Annotated in this window: 20 protein-coding genes and 1 pseudogene; all 21 read right to left on the bottom strand. The window is 54.1% G+C overall.

The features are described 5' to 3' along the window. Positions 1–19: 19 nt before the first annotated feature. Positions 20–922 (bottom strand): tyrosine recombinase XerC, encoded by a 903-nt coding sequence (xerC, locus tag GYMC52_RS05800; protein ID WP_013145764.1) that lies wholly within the window; start codon positions 920–922, stop codon positions 20–22. Positions 923–1017: 95 nt separating this feature from the next. Next, a complete protein-coding gene (gene topA / locus GYMC52_RS05795) occupies positions 1018–3093 on the bottom strand; it encodes a type I DNA topoisomerase (RefSeq protein WP_013523392.1) in 2076 nt (691 codons plus the stop codon). 78 nt (positions 3094–3171) lie between these two features. Beyond that, positions 3172–4053, bottom strand: a complete 882-nt coding sequence (gene dprA / locus GYMC52_RS05790; protein WP_013523391.1) for a DNA-processing protein DprA — start codon at positions 4051–4053, stop codon at positions 3172–3174. Between the two features lie 324 nt (positions 4054–4377). Beyond that, positions 4378–5280: a succinate--CoA ligase subunit alpha gene (sucD, locus tag GYMC52_RS05785; protein WP_011230709.1), complete on the bottom strand. Its 903-nt coding sequence runs from the start codon at positions 5278–5280 to the stop codon at positions 4378–4380. A 17-nt stretch (positions 5281–5297) separates the two neighbouring features. Continuing rightward, positions 5298–6458, bottom strand: a complete 1161-nt coding sequence (gene sucC, locus GYMC52_RS05780; protein ID WP_011230708.1) for an ADP-forming succinate--CoA ligase subunit beta — start codon at positions 6456–6458, stop codon at positions 5298–5300. 115 nt (positions 6459–6573) lie between these two features. Further along, complete coding sequence (locus tag GYMC52_RS05775; RefSeq protein WP_013523390.1) at positions 6574–6861, bottom strand: EscU/YscU/HrcU family type III secretion system export apparatus switch protein; 288 nt, start codon at positions 6859–6861, stop codon at positions 6574–6576. Beyond that, on the bottom strand, positions 6858–8405 hold the full coding sequence (locus GYMC52_RS05770) for a flagellar hook-length control protein FliK (RefSeq protein WP_013523389.1): 1548 nt from the start codon (positions 8403–8405) through the stop codon (positions 6858–6860). Before GYMC52_RS05770 ends, GYMC52_RS05775 begins: the two co-directional genes overlap by 4 nt. A gap of 18 nt (positions 8406–8423) precedes the next feature. Beyond that, positions 8424–9206 (bottom strand): ribonuclease HII, encoded by a 783-nt coding sequence (locus GYMC52_RS05765; RefSeq protein WP_013523388.1) that lies wholly within the window; start codon positions 9204–9206, stop codon positions 8424–8426. An 84-nt stretch (positions 9207–9290) separates the two neighbouring features. Beyond that, positions 9291–10157: a ribosome biogenesis GTPase YlqF gene (gene ylqF, locus GYMC52_RS05760; RefSeq protein WP_013145770.1), complete on the bottom strand. Its 867-nt coding sequence runs from the start codon at positions 10155–10157 to the stop codon at positions 9291–9293. Positions 10158–10169: 12 nt separating this feature from the next. Further along, positions 10170–10724, bottom strand: a complete 555-nt coding sequence (lepB, locus tag GYMC52_RS05755) for a signal peptidase I (protein WP_013145771.1) — start codon at positions 10722–10724, stop codon at positions 10170–10172. Positions 10725–10843: 119 nt separating this feature from the next. Further along, positions 10844–11200: a 50S ribosomal protein L19 gene (gene rplS, locus GYMC52_RS05750; protein ID WP_013145772.1), complete on the bottom strand. Its 357-nt coding sequence runs from the start codon at positions 11198–11200 to the stop codon at positions 10844–10846. 135 nt (positions 11201–11335) lie between these two features. Beyond that, positions 11336–12070, bottom strand: coding sequence for a tRNA (guanosine(37)-N1)-methyltransferase TrmD (trmD, locus tag GYMC52_RS05745; protein ID WP_013523387.1), 735 nt, complete (start codon positions 12068–12070; stop codon positions 11336–11338). After that, the gene (rimM, locus tag GYMC52_RS05740) at positions 12070–12588 is read right to left on the bottom strand and encodes a ribosome maturation factor RimM (protein WP_013145773.1); all 519 of its coding nucleotides are present in this window, start codon (positions 12586–12588) and stop codon (positions 12070–12072) included. The genes trmD and rimM overlap by 1 nt, the downstream gene beginning before the upstream one ends. Positions 12589–12603: 15 nt before the next feature. Beyond that, positions 12604–12744 (bottom strand): annotated as a pseudogene (locus tag GYMC52_RS18490) (YlqD family protein); the annotation flags it as partial. A gap of 161 nt (positions 12745–12905) precedes the next feature. Beyond that, positions 12906–13961, bottom strand: a complete 1056-nt coding sequence (locus GYMC52_RS05735) for an RNA-guided endonuclease TnpB family protein (RefSeq protein ID WP_013523386.1) — start codon at positions 13959–13961, stop codon at positions 12906–12908. A gap of 143 nt (positions 13962–14104) precedes the next feature. After that, the gene (locus GYMC52_RS05730; protein ID WP_013523385.1) at positions 14105–14461 is read right to left on the bottom strand and encodes a YlqD family protein; all 357 of its coding nucleotides are present in this window, start codon (positions 14459–14461) and stop codon (positions 14105–14107) included. A gap of 88 nt (positions 14462–14549) precedes the next feature. Further along, positions 14550–14786, bottom strand: a complete 237-nt coding sequence (locus GYMC52_RS05725) for a KH domain-containing protein (RefSeq protein ID WP_011230698.1) — start codon at positions 14784–14786, stop codon at positions 14550–14552. 11 nt (positions 14787–14797) lie between these two features. Then, positions 14798–15070: a 30S ribosomal protein S16 gene (gene rpsP / locus GYMC52_RS05720; protein ID WP_011230697.1), complete on the bottom strand. Its 273-nt coding sequence runs from the start codon at positions 15068–15070 to the stop codon at positions 14798–14800. 94 nt (positions 15071–15164) lie between these two features. Then, positions 15165–16505 (bottom strand): signal recognition particle protein, encoded by a 1341-nt coding sequence (gene ffh / locus GYMC52_RS05715; protein WP_011230696.1) that lies wholly within the window; start codon positions 16503–16505, stop codon positions 15165–15167. Between the two features lie 17 nt (positions 16506–16522). After that, positions 16523–16855: a putative DNA-binding protein gene (locus tag GYMC52_RS05710; RefSeq protein ID WP_013523384.1), complete on the bottom strand. Its 333-nt coding sequence runs from the start codon at positions 16853–16855 to the stop codon at positions 16523–16525. Between the two features lie 172 nt (positions 16856–17027). After that, positions 17028–18014: a signal recognition particle-docking protein FtsY gene (gene ftsY, locus GYMC52_RS05705; protein WP_013523383.1), complete on the bottom strand. Its 987-nt coding sequence runs from the start codon at positions 18012–18014 to the stop codon at positions 17028–17030. Positions 18015–18018 lie beyond the last annotated feature (4 nt).

Raw genomic sequence — 18018 nt, 5'->3', positions numbered from 1 at the left:
TCCCCTCCTTGCCTGCGGGTTACGCCCGCGGATGCGCCTGCAAATAAATATGCCGCAGCCGGTCTTTCGTTACATGTGTATACACTTGCGTCGATGACAAATGCGCATGACCGAGCAGTTCCTGCACCGAACGGAGATCGGCCCCTTCGTTGAGCAAATGAGTCGCAAACGTATGCCGAAGCACATGCGGGCTGATGTTTTGCGTCAGCGCAGCGGCTTCGACAATCCGATCCAAAATATGGCGCACTCCCCGAGGCGTGAGCGGATTGCCTCGGGCGTTGACAAATAAATAGCGGTGGTCCGCCGGCAGCTTTCTTGTCAGTTCGCGTCGGCCCCTATGGATATACCGTTCAAGCGCTTCGCGGGCCGGACGGCCGAACGGAACGTAGCGCTGCTTGTTTCCTTTGCCGTGAATGAGCACGGTTTCCGCAACAAAATCGACATCAGACAGCTGTATGTGACAACATTCACTAACCCGAGCGCCAGTCGCGTACAACAACTCAAGCAGCGCCGCATTGCGCTGGCCTAGGGCCGTATTTTCATCATTGACAAGAAACAATGCTTCTAATTCTTTTGGGTATAAAAAATTAGGAATTTTTTGCTCTTTTTTTGGCAGTGTCGCGAGCGCAAACGGATTTTCGGCCACCCGCCCTTCGCGCAACAAAAACTTGTAAAAGCTGCGCAGACTCGAAATTTTGCGGGCGACCGAACGGCTGGCCAACTGTTGCTCGTATAGTTTCGTCAAATATAAACGAACGTCGCTGTAGGACACTTCATTGAGCGCGCCGATTCCTTCCTCATCCATAAACCGGAAAAACTGCTCAATGTCACGCCGGTAACACACAATAGTATATTGTGAATAATTTTTCTCGATTTGTAAATATTCCATGAATAATTGTAACGCAAGTTTCGAATTCTCCATCGCCTCACCCCGCAACGGCTACTACATCGTACCATATTCATCCGCATGAACGCAACTGTTTTTTTATAAAATTCTGAATTGTATCCGATGCCTATTCAGGCTTCTAGCCGCTCCTCATAGTCGCACGCCGTGCATTGCACTTGCACACCTTTTTTCAGCTCTTTCTCCACAAGCAGCCCCGCGCATTTCGGACACGGGCGGGCGAGCGGTTTATCCCACGAGACGAAGTCGCAATCCGGGAAACGGTCGCAGCCGTAAAACACCCGCTTTCTTTTCGTGCTGCGCTCGACGATGTTGCCCTCGCGGCATTTCGGGCACTTGACGCCGATTTCTTTGACAATCGGCTTCGTATGGCGGCATTCCGGAAAATTCGAGCAGGCGATAAACTTGCCGAAACGGCCCATTTTGTACACCATCGGACTGCCGCACACCTCGCAGTCAATGCCGGCCGGCTCATCCTTAATCTCAACTGCGCGCATTTCTTTTTCCGCCACTTTCAACCGTTTTTCAAATTCGCGGTAAAACTCGTCGACGACTTTGATCCATTCCACTTTCCCTTCTTCAATTTCGTCCAATTCTTTTTCCATTTTCGCCGTAAACTCGACATCGATAATTTCCGGGAAAAATTCGAGCATCAGCTCTACAACGATTTCGCCGAGCTCGGTCGGGACAAACCGCTTGTTCTCAAGGACGACATAGTTGCGTTTTTGGATCGTATCAAGCGTCGGGGCATACGTCGACGGGCGGCCGATGCCGAGTTCCTCCAACGTTTTGACGAGGCGGGCTTCCGTGTAGCGCGGCGGCGGCTGAGTAAAGTGCTGCTTCGATTCGATCGTTTCGCTCTCAACCGTTTCCTCTTCTTCCAAATCCGGGAGGATACGGTCCTGCTCTTCCGTTTGATCGTCCGTTCCTTCAATATACACTTTCATAAAACCTGGAAATTTCACCTTCGAGCCGCTGGCGCGGAACACGACACCGTTGTTTTCCAACTCGACGCTCATGGTGTCAAGCACGGCGGCCGCCATTTGACTGGCGATGAACCGTTCCCAAATGAGTTTATACAACCGAAACTGGTCGCGCGTCAAATACGGTTTCACTTTGTCCGGATCGCGAAATGCCGATGTCGGGCGGATCGCTTCATGGGCGTCTTGGGCGTTCGTGCTTTTCTTCTCTTTCCGCTTTTCCTGGTTGACATACATAGCGCCGAACGTCGCCTCGATATATGCCGCCGCCTCTTGCTGCGCCGTCTCGGCGACGCGCGTTGAATCGGTGCGCATATACGTGATCAAACCGACCGTCCCTTGGCTGCCAAGATCGATTCCTTCGTACAGCTGCTGGGCGATCATCATCGTCTTTTTCGTCCGGAAATTCAGTTTGCGCGCCGCTTCCTGCTGAAGCGACGACGTCGTAAACGGCGGCACGGGGCTGCGCTTGCGCTCTCGTTTTGTCACCGTTTTCACCACAAATGCCGTTCCGTTTAAGCGGTCCAGCACGGCTTTCACATCCGCCTCCGTCTTTAAATCGCGCTTTTGTCCGTCAATACTGTAAAACGAGGCGGCAAACGTCTCTCCTTCTTTTTGAAACGTCGCTTGAATCGTCCAATATTCTTCCGGCTGAAATTCGCGAATTTCTCGTTCCCGATCGATGATGAGGCGCAGCGCCACCGATTGGACGCGGCCGGCGCTTAATCCTTTTTTCACCTTTTTCCATAAGAGCGGGCTGATGTTATAGCCGACGAGGCGGTCGAGCACGCGCCGCGCCTGCTGGGCGTCAACAAGATTCATATTGATCGCGCGCGGGTGCTGAAACGATTGCTGAATAGCATCCTTCGTGATCTCATGAAAGACAACGCGGCATTCAGAGTGAATGTCCAGATCGAGCATGTGGGCCAAATGCCAGGCAATCGCCTCTCCTTCGCGATCGGGGTCGGCGGCAAGAAACACTTTTTTCGCTTTTTTCGCCGCCGTTTTCAACTCTTTGATCACCTGGCCTTTGCCGCGGATCGTAATGTATTTCGGCTCGTAGCCGTGGTCTATATCAACGCCCATTTGGCTTTTTGGCAAATCGCGGACGTGGCCCATCGACGCTTTGACTGTATATTTTTTTCCCAAGTATCGTTCGATCGTCTTCGCTTTCGTTGGCGATTCGACGATAACTAAGTAGTCTGACATCCATCTTCCACCCCTAGGAGGTAAATTGAAATCTTCATTATTATTAATGATTATTGCCGCATTTGTCAAACATGTGCATTACACGTACGGGAATTCATCCAAAATGTCCGCCGCTTCTTGCACTAGTTTTGCCCCGTGCTGAATGAGCGTATTCGGCCCAGCGGATTCCGCCAAACCGATCGGGCCGGGGACGGCGAACACTTCCCGCCCTTGCTCAAGCGCATACGCGGCGGTAATGAGCGAACCGCTTTTTCGCTTCGCCTGCACGACAAGCGTGCCGAGCGACAGCCCGCTGATGATGCGATTGCGCGCGGGAAACTGCCATGCCTGTGGGCGCGTTGCCGGCGGATGCTCAGCGATGACCAACTGTTCGTTCATCAGCAGGGTGGCGAACGGTCGATGTTCTTTCGGATAAATGTGGTCCAGCCCGCCGGCGATGACGGCGATCGTCGACCCGCCATACTGGACGGCGAGTTGGTGGGCGCACACGTCAATCCCAAACGCGAGCCCGCTGACGATCGTAAAGCCGGCGGCAACAAGCGGCGGCACCAATTTGTTCAACGCTTCGATTCCTTCTTTCGTCGGCCGCCTCGTGCCGACGATGCTGATCAGTTTCCACTCCTGAAGCAAAGCGGAGTCCCCCTTTGCATACAGCACCCACGGCGGGGCGTATATATATTTAAGCAGCGGCGGATAGTCGGAATCAAATACAGTGATCACACGAATGCACCGGCCCTTATATGTTTTTATCACACGTTGCACATCGATGGAATGCAAATCATGGAAAAAAGCGGTCCATTGAGCGTCGGAAAGCGGAACGAGCGGGCGGAGATCATTAGGAGGCAGAGAAAATGGAGCGGTGAGCGTCGGATCAACCTTAAGCAAGGAATGAATCGTCTTCCATCCTGCCCCGCGGCAATGATGGAGATGGATAAGTCGGTCGCGAACCGTATCGTACATACTGCTCCCCTTTCTTTTTTCACCTTCAGCATGGATCTATAGGTGCAACGAAAACGTTTAACATATCCTTGACGGAAAGGTCGCCTGTCTATTTTTTCGACTGTCGGAGGCAAGCCGCAGGCTTCCTCGTCACGCCTTGGCGTGACGGAAGACCGAACAGCCACCCGCTTCACAGACCCATACATGGGTCTGGAAGCGGCGTTGTTCGGTCGCCCGACAGTCGATCCAATTGCTCTGTAAAAGCGGCAAAAATGGTAAAGCTTCAAATTGCATCTATAGACATGATATGCAACACCCCGCACGAGGACGTGCGGGGCCAAACCATTAGTGCGTTTTGCATTTTTCGTACAAGCCGCGTTCTTTCAGCACAGAAATGAGCGTTTCGCCGATCACGGCCGGCGTTTCCGCCACTTTAATGCCGCATTCGGTCATTTTTTTGATTTTCTCTGCGGCCGTGCCTTTGCCGCCGGAAATGATCGCGCCGGCATGGCCCATCCGTTTGCCCGGAGGCGCCGTTTGCCCGCCGATAAAGCCGACGACCGGTTTCGTCATGTTCGCTTTCACCCATTCGGCCGCTTCTTCTTCCGCCGTGCCGCCGATTTCGCCGATCATAATGACCGCGTACGTTTCTTCGTCTTCATTAAACGCCTTCAACACATCGATGAAGTTTGTGCCGTTGACCGGGTCGCCGCCGATGCCGACCGCCGTCGACTGGCCGATGCCGGCTTGCGTCAGTTGGTGAACGGCTTCGTACGTCAGCGTGCCGGAACGGGAAACAATGCCGACATGTCCTTTTTTATGGATGTAGCCCGGCATAATGCCGATTTTGCACTCTTCCGGCGTAATGACGCCCGGGCAGTTCGGGCCGATGAGGCGCGTCTTTTTGCCCTCCATGTACCGTTTCACTTTCACCATATCAAGCACCGGAATGCCTTCGGTGATGCAAACGACAAGGTCGAGTCCAGCGTCAACCGCTTCCATGATGGCATCCGCAGCAAAGGCCGGCGGAACGTAAATGACCGAGGCGTTCGCTCCCGTTCTTTCGACCGCTTCCGAAACAGTGTCAAACACCGGAACGCCTTCGACTTCCGTGCCGCCTTTGCCCGGCGTGACGCCGCCGACGATGTTCGTCCCGTACTCGATCATCTGCTTTGTATGGAACAGCCCTTGCGAACCGGTAATCCCTTGCACGATCACTTTCGTGTCTTTATTGACAAAAACGCTCACGTGTCTCCCTCGCTTTCTTAACGTACTAGCTCGACGATTTTTTGTGCTCCGTCCGCCATCGATTCGGCCGCAATAATGTTTAAGCCCGACTCTTGCAAAATCTTTTTCCCAAGCTCAACGTTCGTTCCTTCAAGCCGGACGACAAGCGGAAGCGTCAAACCGACTTGCTTCGTCGCCGCGACGATGCCGCTCGCGATGACATCGCATTTCATAATGCCGCCGAAAATGTTGACGAAAATGCCTTTGACGTTCGGGTCGGACAAAATGATTTTGAACGCTTCCCTTACTTTTTCCTCGCTGGCGCCGCCGCCGACATCGAGGAAGTTAGCCGGCTCGCCTCCGTAATATTTGATGATGTCCATTGTCGCCATCGCCAAGCCGGCGCCGTTGACCATGCAGCCGATGTTGCCGTCAAGAGCGATGTAGTTCAAGTCGTATTTCGACGCTTCGACTTCTTTCGGGTCTTCTTCATCCAAGTCGCGGTATTCAAGGATGTCCGGATGGCGGTATAAGGCGTTTGAATCGAAATTCAGCTTCGCATCAAGCGCCATCACTTTGCCGTCGCCGGTGACGACAAGCGGGTTGATTTCGGCGATCGAGCAGTCTTTATCGACAAACACTTGGTACAAGCCCATCATAAATTTGACCGCTTGGTTGACGAGATGCTTCGGAATGTTGATGTTGAAAGCCAATCGGCGCGCTTGGAACGCTTGAAGCCCGACGGCTGGATCAATGTATTCTTTAAAAATTTTCTCCGGCGTTTTCGCCGCCACTTCTTCGATTTCCGTTCCGCCTTCTTCCGACCCCATTAACACGACGCGCGAGGTGGCGCGGTCGACGACAAGGCCGATGTAGTATTCTTTTTGGATGTCGCACCCTTCTTCAATCAACAGCCGTTTCACTTCTTTTCCTTCCGGGCCGGTTTGATGGGTGACGAGCACTTTGCCGAGCAATTCGCTGGCGTATGTACGGACTTCCTCGAGGCTTTTTGCCACTTTCACCCCGCCCGCTTTGCCGCGCCCGCCGGCATGGATTTGCGCTTTGACGACACACACCGGCGCGCCGAGCTCTTTCGCCGCTTCGACCGCTTCATCCACCGTGAACGCGACGCGGCCGTTCGGCACGCTCACACCATAGCTTCGCAAAATTTCTTTTGCTTGGTATTCATGAATGTTCATGCGCCAACCTCCTATGTATAAAATCAAAAAAGTCTTAGCGCTTTCATTTTATACCTAACATTTCGCGCTTGTCCACCGTTTCGCCGCAAAATTAAGAAAGCAGGGAATAGGAAAATTACCCCTTCCCCGCTCTTTCTCCTTTCGCTCCCTGATCAAGCTGATACAAAAACGCGAACAATTCAGCCACTAAGGCGTACAGCTCCTCCGGGATCGTTTCGTTGATCTCCACTTTCCCCAGCAGCTCAACAAGCGTCGGATCTTGGCGAATCGGCACGCCGTGCTCGCGGGCGGCGGCGATGATCGCTTCGGCGACCTTGCCAACCCCTTTCGCCTTGACGATCGGAGCTGCGTCAAGTGCCGCATCGTAAGACAAGGCGACTGCTTTTTTCCGCTCCTCGTTCATGCTTGGCAATCCACCTCGCTGCAACTGTCGGCAAACAGAAAAACGGAAGGCGGAGGAGGGGCGGAACGCGTTGCCTTTACATCAATGCCTGAAAGCGCATAGCCGTGCGCCTGAAACCGCTCTTTGACAAGCGGAGCCATCCGAGCGGCAGCAACCGCCAACCGCGGATCATCGTGAAAAATGGAGATGTGGACGATCCGTCGTTGCACGCGCATATCAACGATCACCTCTCCCAGCTCTTCAAGCGTCAGGCAACAAACAATGCGGTTGTAATCGGCATCAAGCGGCCCGCCTTGTTTCCTCCTTCCTTGCCAGCACACAGCAAAATCGCTGCTACGGCCGCCAAGCGGCAATGGAAACGAAATCCATACGTGCTCAATGAGCCCATCGCCGCCAGCAGCGATGGCCATGCCATCGAGCTGGTCGAGAATCGCTTCGGCCGCCCTCTTGGCCCCTTCACTCCCCGATTCATGAAGAAAGCGAAGAAGCAACCGTTTCAACGACGGGGCGGAAGGCAAATCCTCGATTTTCCCGACACGGACGAGCGCCGCCTCGTCCTCAAGCCCAAGCCGCACGGCCGCTCGCCTCAGCCAGCAAAACAGCGACAGCGCCGGATCTCTCGTCGCTCGAGCGGCCGCCCACAACTTCGCTTCCGCGGCGGGCAGCGCTCCGCTTTGATAGGCAGCATCGAGAGCGGCCCACCGTTCCAAAAACGCCTCCTCGTCCGTCAAGCCGAGCTGCCGAATGATATCGGCAAACCGGCGGCATTGCACCGCCTCCCGAAGCGCCAAGCGGCGGTCCTCCGGCAACGGGGCGAGCCCAAGGCGGGCAAGAAGCGCGCGGGCCGTTTCGGCCTCTTCCTCCCCTGACAGCAACAAACGCACGGCCGCCTCGTAAGCGGACAGCGGCGGTGAAAGAAACTTCTCCATCGCCCGGATGAGATTAAGCGCCGCCGGATGGGCGGAAAGGGCGGCAATGGCCGCTTTCAGTTTCCCCAAACCCTCAGCGAGCGGCACCCCGGTTTTGGCTGCCCATAGCGCGCGAAACACGGCTGAAGAGAACGGCAGCCGGCGGCGAAACAAATGGGCGAGCACGTCTTCGGCCGCGTCCGGCTGGCCGGTCTCTTTCACCGCTTCAGTCAGTGCGGCAATTTCCTCTTTCGTTGCAGCCGCGCCAGCTTTCAGCGCTTGGCGGAGCACCGGCAGCGCCGCATCCGGCAGTTTCCACGCTTTTTGCCACCCGCGCACCGCCTCTTCACCTGACGGAGCAGACGCCGGTTCGGAAAGGGGAATGGCTTTCCAATAAATTGTTCCTTGTCGTTCGTGAATTTCAAACAAATACAAACGTCCGACGGCAAGCGGCGCCTCCAAACGGGCGCGCACAAGCTGTCCGCCAGCGCGGACGAGCGCCGCCCGCTCCTCGGTTTCCATCTCCTCGACCCGCTCCACCCGCCCGACGACGGCCTGCCCCGGCTGAAACCGCCGGCTGGATGTCGCGTCGCGGACAGCGGTCGTTGGCATCGTCCGCTCCATGCGCTCGACCATTTCGTCCCATCCCTTCTTCTAGAGCTGCTCGCTCGCCTCGAGCACCTCCCTCACCGGTGCGAACGAACGACGGTGCTCAGGCGTAACGCCGTAGCGGCGGATCGCCTCGAAATGTTCCGGCGTTCCGTAGCCCATATGGCGCGCGAACCCGTATTGTGGATAGCGGCGATCCAGTTCTTTCATCCACCGGTCGCGCGTCACTTTGGCGATGACCGACGCAGCAGCGATCGAAGCGCTGTTGGCGTCTCCTTTTATGAGGCGCTGTTGCGGCAGTGGGCACGGCACCGCCATCGCATCAACAAGCAAATGTTCAGGCGGCGGGGAAAGGGCGTTCACCGCTTTCGCCATCGCTTGCCTTGTCGCTTCGTAAATATTCCTTTCATCGATCTCCGCCGCGCTGACGATGCCGATGCCGATGGCGACGGCGCACGCTTCAATTTGCGCAAACAATGCCTCGCGCTTTTCCGGCGTCAGCCGCTTCGAGTCATCAAGCCCCGGCAAATAGGCGTCTTTCGGCAAGATGACCGCGGCGGCGACGACCGGGCCGGCCAGCGGGCCGCGCCCGGCCTCATCAATGCCGGCGATCCGTCTAACGCCAGCGGCGTATAGTTCCCGCTCATAACGCATCAGTTCTTCCCACCGCTGCTCGATGGCGTGCCGGCGCGCTTTCTGCCTTTCAAAACGGGCAAGAAGCGCTTGCACGCTTTTTCGCTCATCCTGCCGCAGCATCTCCCAGCGCGGGTCGTCCTCGCCAAGCTTCGGAAGCAGCGCTTCAATGTCTTTCACCGTATACCGCTTCATGCTCCTCTCCCTCTTCTACTTATACTATCGGCTCTGTTTGGCCGACCGTAAAGCACCGCCGGCAAAAAACGCCCGCCGGACGCGCTACGTCCGTGAAGCGGGCGTTTCAAAGCTTAAGCGGCCTAATTTTTCCGTGCGGATGTCATACAAAACGATGTCAGCCACTTTATCGTAGTCAACAGCGCCGCCTGACGTCAAGCAGCCGCGCCGCCTTCCGATGGCGTCAAACAAGGCGACAATGTCATCCGGAATGTCATCAAGGCCGTAGCGCTCCGCAAGCCGGTTGGGATAGTGGGTCGACAAAAAGCGGAGCGCATAGACGGCGACATCCTGCAAGTTTAAAATTTCGTCCTTAATGGCCCCGGTCACCGCCAACTTGTAGCCCACGTCCTCATCCTCAAATTTCGGCCATAGGATGCCTGGGGTATCAAGCAGCTCCATTTCTTTGCCGACTTTAATCCATTGCTGCGCTTTTGTCACCCCCGGCTTGTCGCCGGTTTTCGCGATATGGCGGCCGGCGAGCCGGTTGATCAGCGTCGACTTGCCGACGTTCGGGATGCCGACGATGAGCGCCCGAACCGGGCGCGGGTTTTTAATCCCTTTCGCCCGCATTTTCTCGAATTTGTCTTTCACCATCTCTTTCGCTGCCGCCGCGATTTGCCGGACTCCTGTTCCGCTTTGAGCATCGATGGGCAAAGCCAGCCGCCCTTGATCGTGGAAATAGCGGATCCACTGTTCGGTCACCGCCTCATCGGCCATATCAGCCTTATTGAGCAAAATGAGGCGCGGCTTTTGTCCGAGAATCTCGTCGATCATCGGGTTGCGCGAGGACATCGGCACACGGGCGTCAAGCAGCTCAAACGCTACGTCGATCAACTTTAATTTTTCTTGCACTTCCCGCTTGGCCTTCGCCATATGGCCGGGGAACCATTGAATCACTGTCATTGGCATCACCTGCCTCGTTTATTTCACAATCCGGGCGTCAGAAAGCGGCCAATACACAAGATTCGCCTTGCCAACGACTTTTGACATCGGAATGAAGCCGATATGGCGGCTGTCTTTGCTGAAACGGCGATTGTCGCCCATGACAAACAAATGCCCCGGCGGCACCGTGCTTCGCCCGGTCAGTTCCTCCAAAGTGAACGATTCCGTCAGTGGACCGCCGTCGGACAACTGCTTTTTATACTCGTCCAAATACGGCTCTTCATACGGCTTGCCATTGATATAGAGCGTATCATTTTTGTATTCAATTCGGTCGCCCGGCAGGCCGATGACTCGCTTAATATAGTCTCTCCCTTCTTCAGCGTGAAAAACAATGATATCGAAACGGTGCGGCATGCCGATTTTATACGCCAGTTTATTGACGATCATCCGCTCATGGTTATGTAATGTCGGCATCATCGAATAACCGTCGACGATGATCGGAGCGAAAATAAAGTAGCGGATGCCCCCGGCGAGCAAGACGGCAACGACGATCGCTTTCATCCACTCGCGCCATTCGCTTTTTTTCTGTTCCATTGTCCACCCACCTAAATCAAAGTTTGCAGTCGTGGATCACTACCGTAATCATCATTGGCGGTAGTGAAAAAAGGAGCTTGAAAGCAAGCTCCTTTTCCGCTGTGATCCACCGTTGTCCATTATTGCGCTGCGTTCGTATTTTCCTTGATGCGCGCCGCTTTGCCGCGAAGTTCACGCAAGTAGTACAATTTCGCGCGGCGGACTTTCCCGCGGCGGATGACTTCCAGCTTGGCGATTTTCGGCGTATGCACCGGGAATGTGCGCTCAACGCCGACGCCATAGGACACTTTGCGGACCGTGAACGTTTCGCTGATGCCCGCTCCGCGCCGTTTAATGACGACCCCTTCAAACACTTGGATGCGTTCGCGGTTGCCTTCGACGACTTTCACATGAACGCGCACCGTGTCGCCCGGGCGGAAATCCGGCAAATCCGTCCGCAGTTGTTCTTTCGTAATCTCTTGGATTAAATGATGCATCATGATCCACCCCTTCCACAGATGTTCATGCCAATGATCTCTTCATTGCAGCGGAACATCGTTTTCCGTCCTCAAGCCAATCGCTTAAGGTCACACAAAAGACATGATAGCATAAACGGTTGACTCAGGCAATAGCTATTCGCGCTCCTTTTCCCACTCTTTCAGCCATTGCTTTTGCTTGTCTGTAAGCGGATATTCATCGAGCAAGTCCGGACGGCGCAAAAACGTGCGCCGGAGCGATTCCTTCTCGCGCCACTCGGCGATGAGCTGATGGTTGCCAGAAAGCAGAATATCCGGCACTTTCATGCCGCGGAAATCGGCCGGTCTTGTGTATTGCGGATACTCAAGCAGCCCGGAGCTGAACGAGTCATCGACCGGCGACGCCTCATTGCCGAGCACCCCGGGGAGAAGACGGACGACGCTGTCGACAATGACCATGGCGCCGAGTTCCCCGCCTGTTAAAATATAGTCGCCGATCGAAATTTCATCGGTTGCTAAATATTGGCGGATGCGTTCGTCATACCCTTCGTAATGGCCGCAAATGAGCACCAAATGCGTTTCTTTCGCCAGCTCTTCCGCCTTTTTTTGCGTGTAGCGCTCGCCTTGCGGGCAAAGCAAAATGATGCGGGCGCCAGGCGATCCAGCCGTCACGTGTTCCACCGCGTCAAAAATCGGCTGCGGCTTGAGCACCATGCCGGCGCCGCCGCCATACGGATAATCGTCGACCGTTTTATGCTTGTTGTCGGCAAACTCGCGAAAATCAATAAGGCGGATGTCGACGGCCCCTTTTTCTTGCGCCTTCTTTAAAATCGACTCGTTCAACACCCCGGAAAACATGCCGGGAAACAACGTTAAAATATCGATCCGCATCATTCAAGCAGCCCTTCCATCGGCCGGATGATGATCGTTTTCCGCTCCGGATCGACGTGCAAAACAACCTCGTCAATGTACGGAATGAGCGCTTCCGATCCGTCTTCGCGCCGGACGACCCAGACGTCGTTCGCCCCTGGAGTCAAAATTTCCTTTACCGCGCCGATGGTCTCCCCGCCTTCTGTCACGACAGTGCAGCCGATGATCTCATGGAAATAATATTCCCCTTCCGCGAGTTCGCCGAGCTGGCTTTCCGGCACCTTCAGCATCGCTCCCTTAAACCGTTCCACATCGTTGATGCTGTCATAGCCTTCAAACGACAACAAGTCAAACGATTTATGGACGCGGTGGCTTTTCACCGTGACTTCAATCGGTTCCGTGTCCCGTTCGCGGAAAATGTACAGCTTGTTTCCTTTTTTATACCGTTCTTCAGGAAAGTCGGTGCGCGAAATGACGCGCACTTCGCCGCGAATGCCGTGCGTATTGACAATTTTTCCGACATTAAACCATCGTTCCATCGCTTTCATCCCTTCTTAGCGAATCTCTTTGACGACGCCGTCTTCAATGATGATGGCGCGCGTTTTTGTCACCTCTTCCCAACGGTCGCCGACGTTCACCTCAACGAGCGCCTCGACTTCCCGCTCTTTCAATTCGCTCCCTAACGGTAGCACATTTGACACTCCACACGGCTAAAGCCGTGGGATTCTTGGGTCGTTCGCGTCCTCATCCATTTCTGGTTCGGACAACGCAAAAGCTTCAGGGGTGTGTCATCACCCCGTCCCATCGGGTTACGATGTACCCCAATGGGCGGCGCACCTGTGACCAGTGCGCTAGGTTAGGCGACAAAGCCCGAAATCGCTTTGGCGATGTTGATCGCGCCATTCAAGTCGGCGTGGAGGGTGTATCCGCATTGTTTACACTGAAAGTGGATGCCATTGCGATTTCCCTTTTCCCGATGTCCGCATTTACACGTTTGGCTCGTGTAGGTCGGCTTCACCCACTCCACCCGAATGCCCGCCATTTCGGCTTTATAGGCAATCATCGTTTGCAGTTGATGAAACGACCAAGAATGAAGGCTTCGTCCCGCTTCTTTGGCCGATTTTGCTCGCTTGCGAATCCCTGTCAACGCTTCCATCCGAATCACGCCAACACCGTTGGCGAGCGCAACATTCACGATTTGACGGCTGATTTTGTGGTTGACATCCTTCATCCAACGGGATTCTTTACGGCCGATTTTGCGAATCATCTGGAGCTTCTTCGCTTGGCCCAACGTTCGCCGCAAAGCCGCATAGCGTCGGCGCACAAAGGCGCATTGGCTCCCTTTGAAAAACAACGATTTCGTTCCCACGCTGGCCACGGCGATATAGCGAAGCCCAAGGTCAACCCCCATCACCTTTGTTTTGTGCCGCGGCTTGACTTCAAAGGTGATCGCGATCGCCAAGTACCATTTCTTTCGCTTTTTGTAGAGCTTGGCCGCCCCTTGTTTGACGGTTCCATCGAGCAGCCGATTCAGCCACGCTTCTTGATAGGGGAGCGTGACGACCGGCACGCCGATTCTCTTCTCCAGTGTAGGGAAGGAAACCGTGTAGAACGCTCCTTTCTTTTCCACCTTCACGTTTTGATTGTTAAAGCAGCACCAGAATGTTCGAAACTTCTTTGTTTTCTGGTTTTTCTTTTGGGACTTCACTTCTCGAATCGTTTGATTCACGACAGCGGAAGGAAACCGCTGCGACGAAAACTCCTTAAAAATTTTGCTCGTTGCTTGATTCAGCTCGGGATGATTCAACAGCCAATTCGCAAACGCGGTATTCACTTCTGTCATCCGCTCGTACATGTCTTGTTTGACTTTCGTTGGGTTGTGCAATTCCAGCCTTAGCATGATCGTCGGCATGGACTTACCTCCTTGCGACAATGACAGGATGCCATTTCCATATGAAGAAAACGGGTCACTTTCATCCCACGCCTAAATAGCGTGGGCTTTCTCGTTCGCGAATCTGTAATTGTTCAAGCGAAACTCAAGCCGTTTTATTTTCTCTACTCACATTTCGCACCCTGAATAAAAATTCGAAATAAGCCAGGTTTGACCGAATAAAAATTAATTATTTTACAATTTTTGTATAAAAAATTATTTTTATGCGCATATCCGGGTTGTATATTATGCAAAGGTTGCGAAATATGAGTCTCTATGCGTTCATCAATTTCTTTCGCAAAATATTGCTTCACTAAAGCGGGCGGATAGTTTCCGCTTTTCTCCATTCGTTTCTGTTCAAAACGAAGCTGGTCGCACTCGCGCTCGAGCTGGTGCTTGCGCGCCAAAAACGCGGCGGCAAGCTCTTGTTTGCTCCGTTCGGTGACGATTTGCCGCACCTCAACCGTTTGAATGAGCTTCATCCTCTTCCCCCTTTTGACACGGAATGAACGGCACCCGGGCCATTTTTGCGCCCTTTGGCATCATATCAAAAAAGGGAGAGGAACATCCTCACCCTTTGTCTTTCACTTGCACAACAACCCGCTTTGGCGATCCGGCCGCGGCGGCGGCAACGACTGTGCGAATCGCCTGGATCGTCCGCCCTTGTTTGCCGATCACTTTGCCAGTGTCGTCTTCATGCACGGACAACTCATAGATGACGGCCGTCTCTTCTTCGCGGCGCTCAACCGCCACCGCCTCCGGATGATCGACAAGCGCCTTGACGATCGTTTCAATGAGCGGCTTCATGTGCATCTCGCTTATTTGCCGTATTTCAAGTTATGGAACTTCTCTAAAATGCCTTGCTTCGACAGCAAGCTGCGCACCGTATCCGACGGTTTGGCGCCGTTTTGCAGCCATTTGAGCGCCAATTCCTCATCGATTTTCACTTGCGCCGGCTCAGCGACCGGATCGTACGTGCCGATCGTTTCGATAAAACGACCGTCGCGCGGCGAGCGCGAATCAGCTACCACGATGCGATAGAATGGTTTTTTCTTTGTCCCCATGCGTTTTAAACGAATTTTTACTGCCATAGTCAGTACGCACCTCCGTATAGAGTTCACACAAGATAGTATATTAACAATTCTTTTTCCGTTTGTAAAGGTTTTTCGCTTAACAGATCTTCATTTACATAAATGGAAAACGGAATCCTTTCTTTTTCCCTTTTGGCATATTCGTCATCATTTTCATCATTTTTTTCATCTCGTCAAATTGCTTCAAAAGCCGGTTCACTTCCTGCACCGTCGTGCCGCTTCCTTTGGCGATCCGCTTTTTGCGGCTAGCGTTGATGATTTCCGGATGCGTTTTCTCTTCTTTCGTCATCGAGCGGATGATCGCCTCAACGCGGGCGATTTGCTTTTCATCGACTTGGATGTTGGCGAGCCCTTTGATTTTGTTGGCGCCCGGCAGCATTTTAATCAGTTCGTCAAGCGGTCCGAGCTTGCGCACTTGGCCGAGCTGCTCCAAAAAGTCGTCAAGCGTGAAGGTGGCCGTGCGCATTTTTTGTTCGAGCTCCTTCGCCTTCTCTTCGTCGACGGCCGCCTGCGCTTTTTCGATGAGCGTCAGGACATCGCCCATGCCTAAAATGCGCGACGCCATTCGCTCCGGATGGAACGGCTCCAAAGCGTCAAGTTTTTCGCCCATCCCAGCAAACTTGATCGGCGCTCCGGTGACGGCGCGAATCGACAGCGCCGCCCCGCCGCGCGTGTCGCCGTCCAGCTTCGTCAAAATCACCCCGGTGATGCCGAGCTGCTCATGGAAGCTTTGTGCGACATTGACGGCATCTTGCCCGGTCATGGCGTCAACGACGAGGAAAATTTCATCCGGCTTGACCGCTTCTTTCATTTGCTTCAGTTCATCCATGAGCGCTTCATCAATGTGGAGGCGGCCGGCTGTGTCGATGAGCACGTAATCATAATGCTCTTCTTTCGCCCGCTCGAGCGCCTGTTTCGCGATTTCAACCGGATTGGCGTGCTCGCCTAACGAAAAGACAGGCATGTCGAGCTGCTTGCCAAGCGTCTCAAGCTGTTTGATCGCCGCCGGGCGGTAAACGTCGGCAGCCACCAGAAGCGGCTTTCGGTTATGACGTTTGCGCAGCAAGTTGGCCAGCTTCCCGGTGGTCGTCGTTTTCCCGGCCCCTTGCAACCCGACCATCATCACAACGGTCGGCGGTTTCTTCGCGACAGCGATTTGGCTTTGCTCACCGCCCATTAACGCCGTCAGCTCTTCCTTGACGATTTTGATCACTTGCTGGCCCGGCGTTAAGCTTTTCATCACTTCCTGCCCGACAGCCCGCTCGCTCACCTGTCTGATGAAATCTTTGACCACTTTAAAGTTGACGTCAGCTTCCAAAAGCGCAAGGCGCACTTCGCGCATCATCTCTTTGACATCCGCTTCGGTGACTTTCCCTTTGCCGCGAATGCGGTTCATCACCTGCTGCAAACGTTCAGACAGTCCTTCAAACGCCATGGCGGCCACCCCCTTTTTCAATCAAGTTCGTCAAGCTCGCGGACTAGCGCCGCCAATTCGGCGTCAGCGCCGTAGTGCCGGCTGATGTAGTCTTTCAGCCGCTCGATGATCTGCCGCCGCCGTTCATATTTTCGCAGCAGCCCGAGCTTCTCTTCATACTGCTCCAGCATCGCTTCTGTACGCCGGATGTTATCGTACACCGCCTGGCGGCTCACCTCATATTGTTCGGCAATTTCCCCGAGGGAGTAGTCGTCCAAGTAGTAAAGCGCCATATAGTTGCGCTGTTTCGGCGTCAACAGCGCTTGGTAAAAATCGTATAAATAGTTCATGCGCATCGTTTTTTCCAGCACCGGACTCTCCCTCCCTCATTGTTAAGTAAAATACCTTTACAAAAATGTAGTGTACCGTCTTTTCGGCAAGGTGTCAAGGGATGGAACGGACAAAGGGCTTATCGGTTACACCCCCGTGGACGTAACAACAAAGGGCGCTCCATTGTTTTGGGAGCACCCTCTGTTGACTTTTTTATGATTCCAGCAAATCAGCAAACAATCCGTAGACGTACTGTTCTGGATCGAACACTTGCAAATCGTCCATCTTCTCGCCGAGGCCGACGAGTTTCACCGGGATGGCCATCTCGTTGCGAATGGCAAGCACGATGCCGCCTTTCGCCGTGCCGTCAAGCTTCGTCAACACGATGCCGGTCACATCGGTCGCTTCTTTAAACAGCTTGGCTTGGCTCATCGCGTTTTGCCCGGTCGTCGCATCCAACACAAGCAATACTTCATGCGGAGCGCCCGGAATTTCGCGGCTGATGACGCGTTTCACTTTTTCGAGCTCTTTCATTAAATTCACTTTGTTTTGCAGCCGCCCGGCCGTGTCGCATAACAATACGTCAACGCCGCGCGCTTTCGCCGCTTGAATCGCATCATACATGACCGCCGCTGGATCGGAGCCGGCCGCCTGCTTAATGACGTCGACCCCAACGCGCTCGCCCCACGCTTCAAGCTGCTCGATCGCCCCGGCGCGGAACGTGTCGCCAGCTGCCAACAAGACGGATTTCCCTTCCGATTTCAGCTTATGGGCGAGCTTGCCGATCGTTGTCGTTTTGCCGACGCCGTTGACACCGACGAACAAAATGACCGTCAGCCCGCCTTCTTGTATATTCAAAGCGGAAAGTTCTTTGTCATCGGCGCCGGCGCGGTAAATGTCAACGAGCTTTTCGGCGATGACGTCGCGCATTTGCGCCGGGTCTTGAATGTTGCGGCGCTTCACTTCCATTTTCAGCTCATCGACAAGTTCCATGACGGTCGTGACGCCCACATCGGCGGCGATCAAAATTTCCTCAAGCTCTTCAAAAAACTCTTCATCCACTTTCCGATAGCGGGCGATGAGGTCGTTCACTTTCCCGGCGAGCGAATTTCGCGTTTTTGACAGCCCTTCTTTAAACTTTTCGGTTACGGCATCCGCTTGCTTTGTCCATTTTTCTTTCCATTTTTGAAAAAAACCCATCCAA

Source organism: Geobacillus sp. Y412MC52, from assembly GCF_000174795.2.
Taxonomy (GTDB): domain Bacteria; phylum Bacillota; class Bacilli; order Bacillales; family Anoxybacillaceae; genus Geobacillus; species Geobacillus thermoleovorans.
The sequence above is the reverse complement of the archived record's forward strand: the minus strand, read 5'-3'. Positions and strand labels throughout refer to the sequence as shown.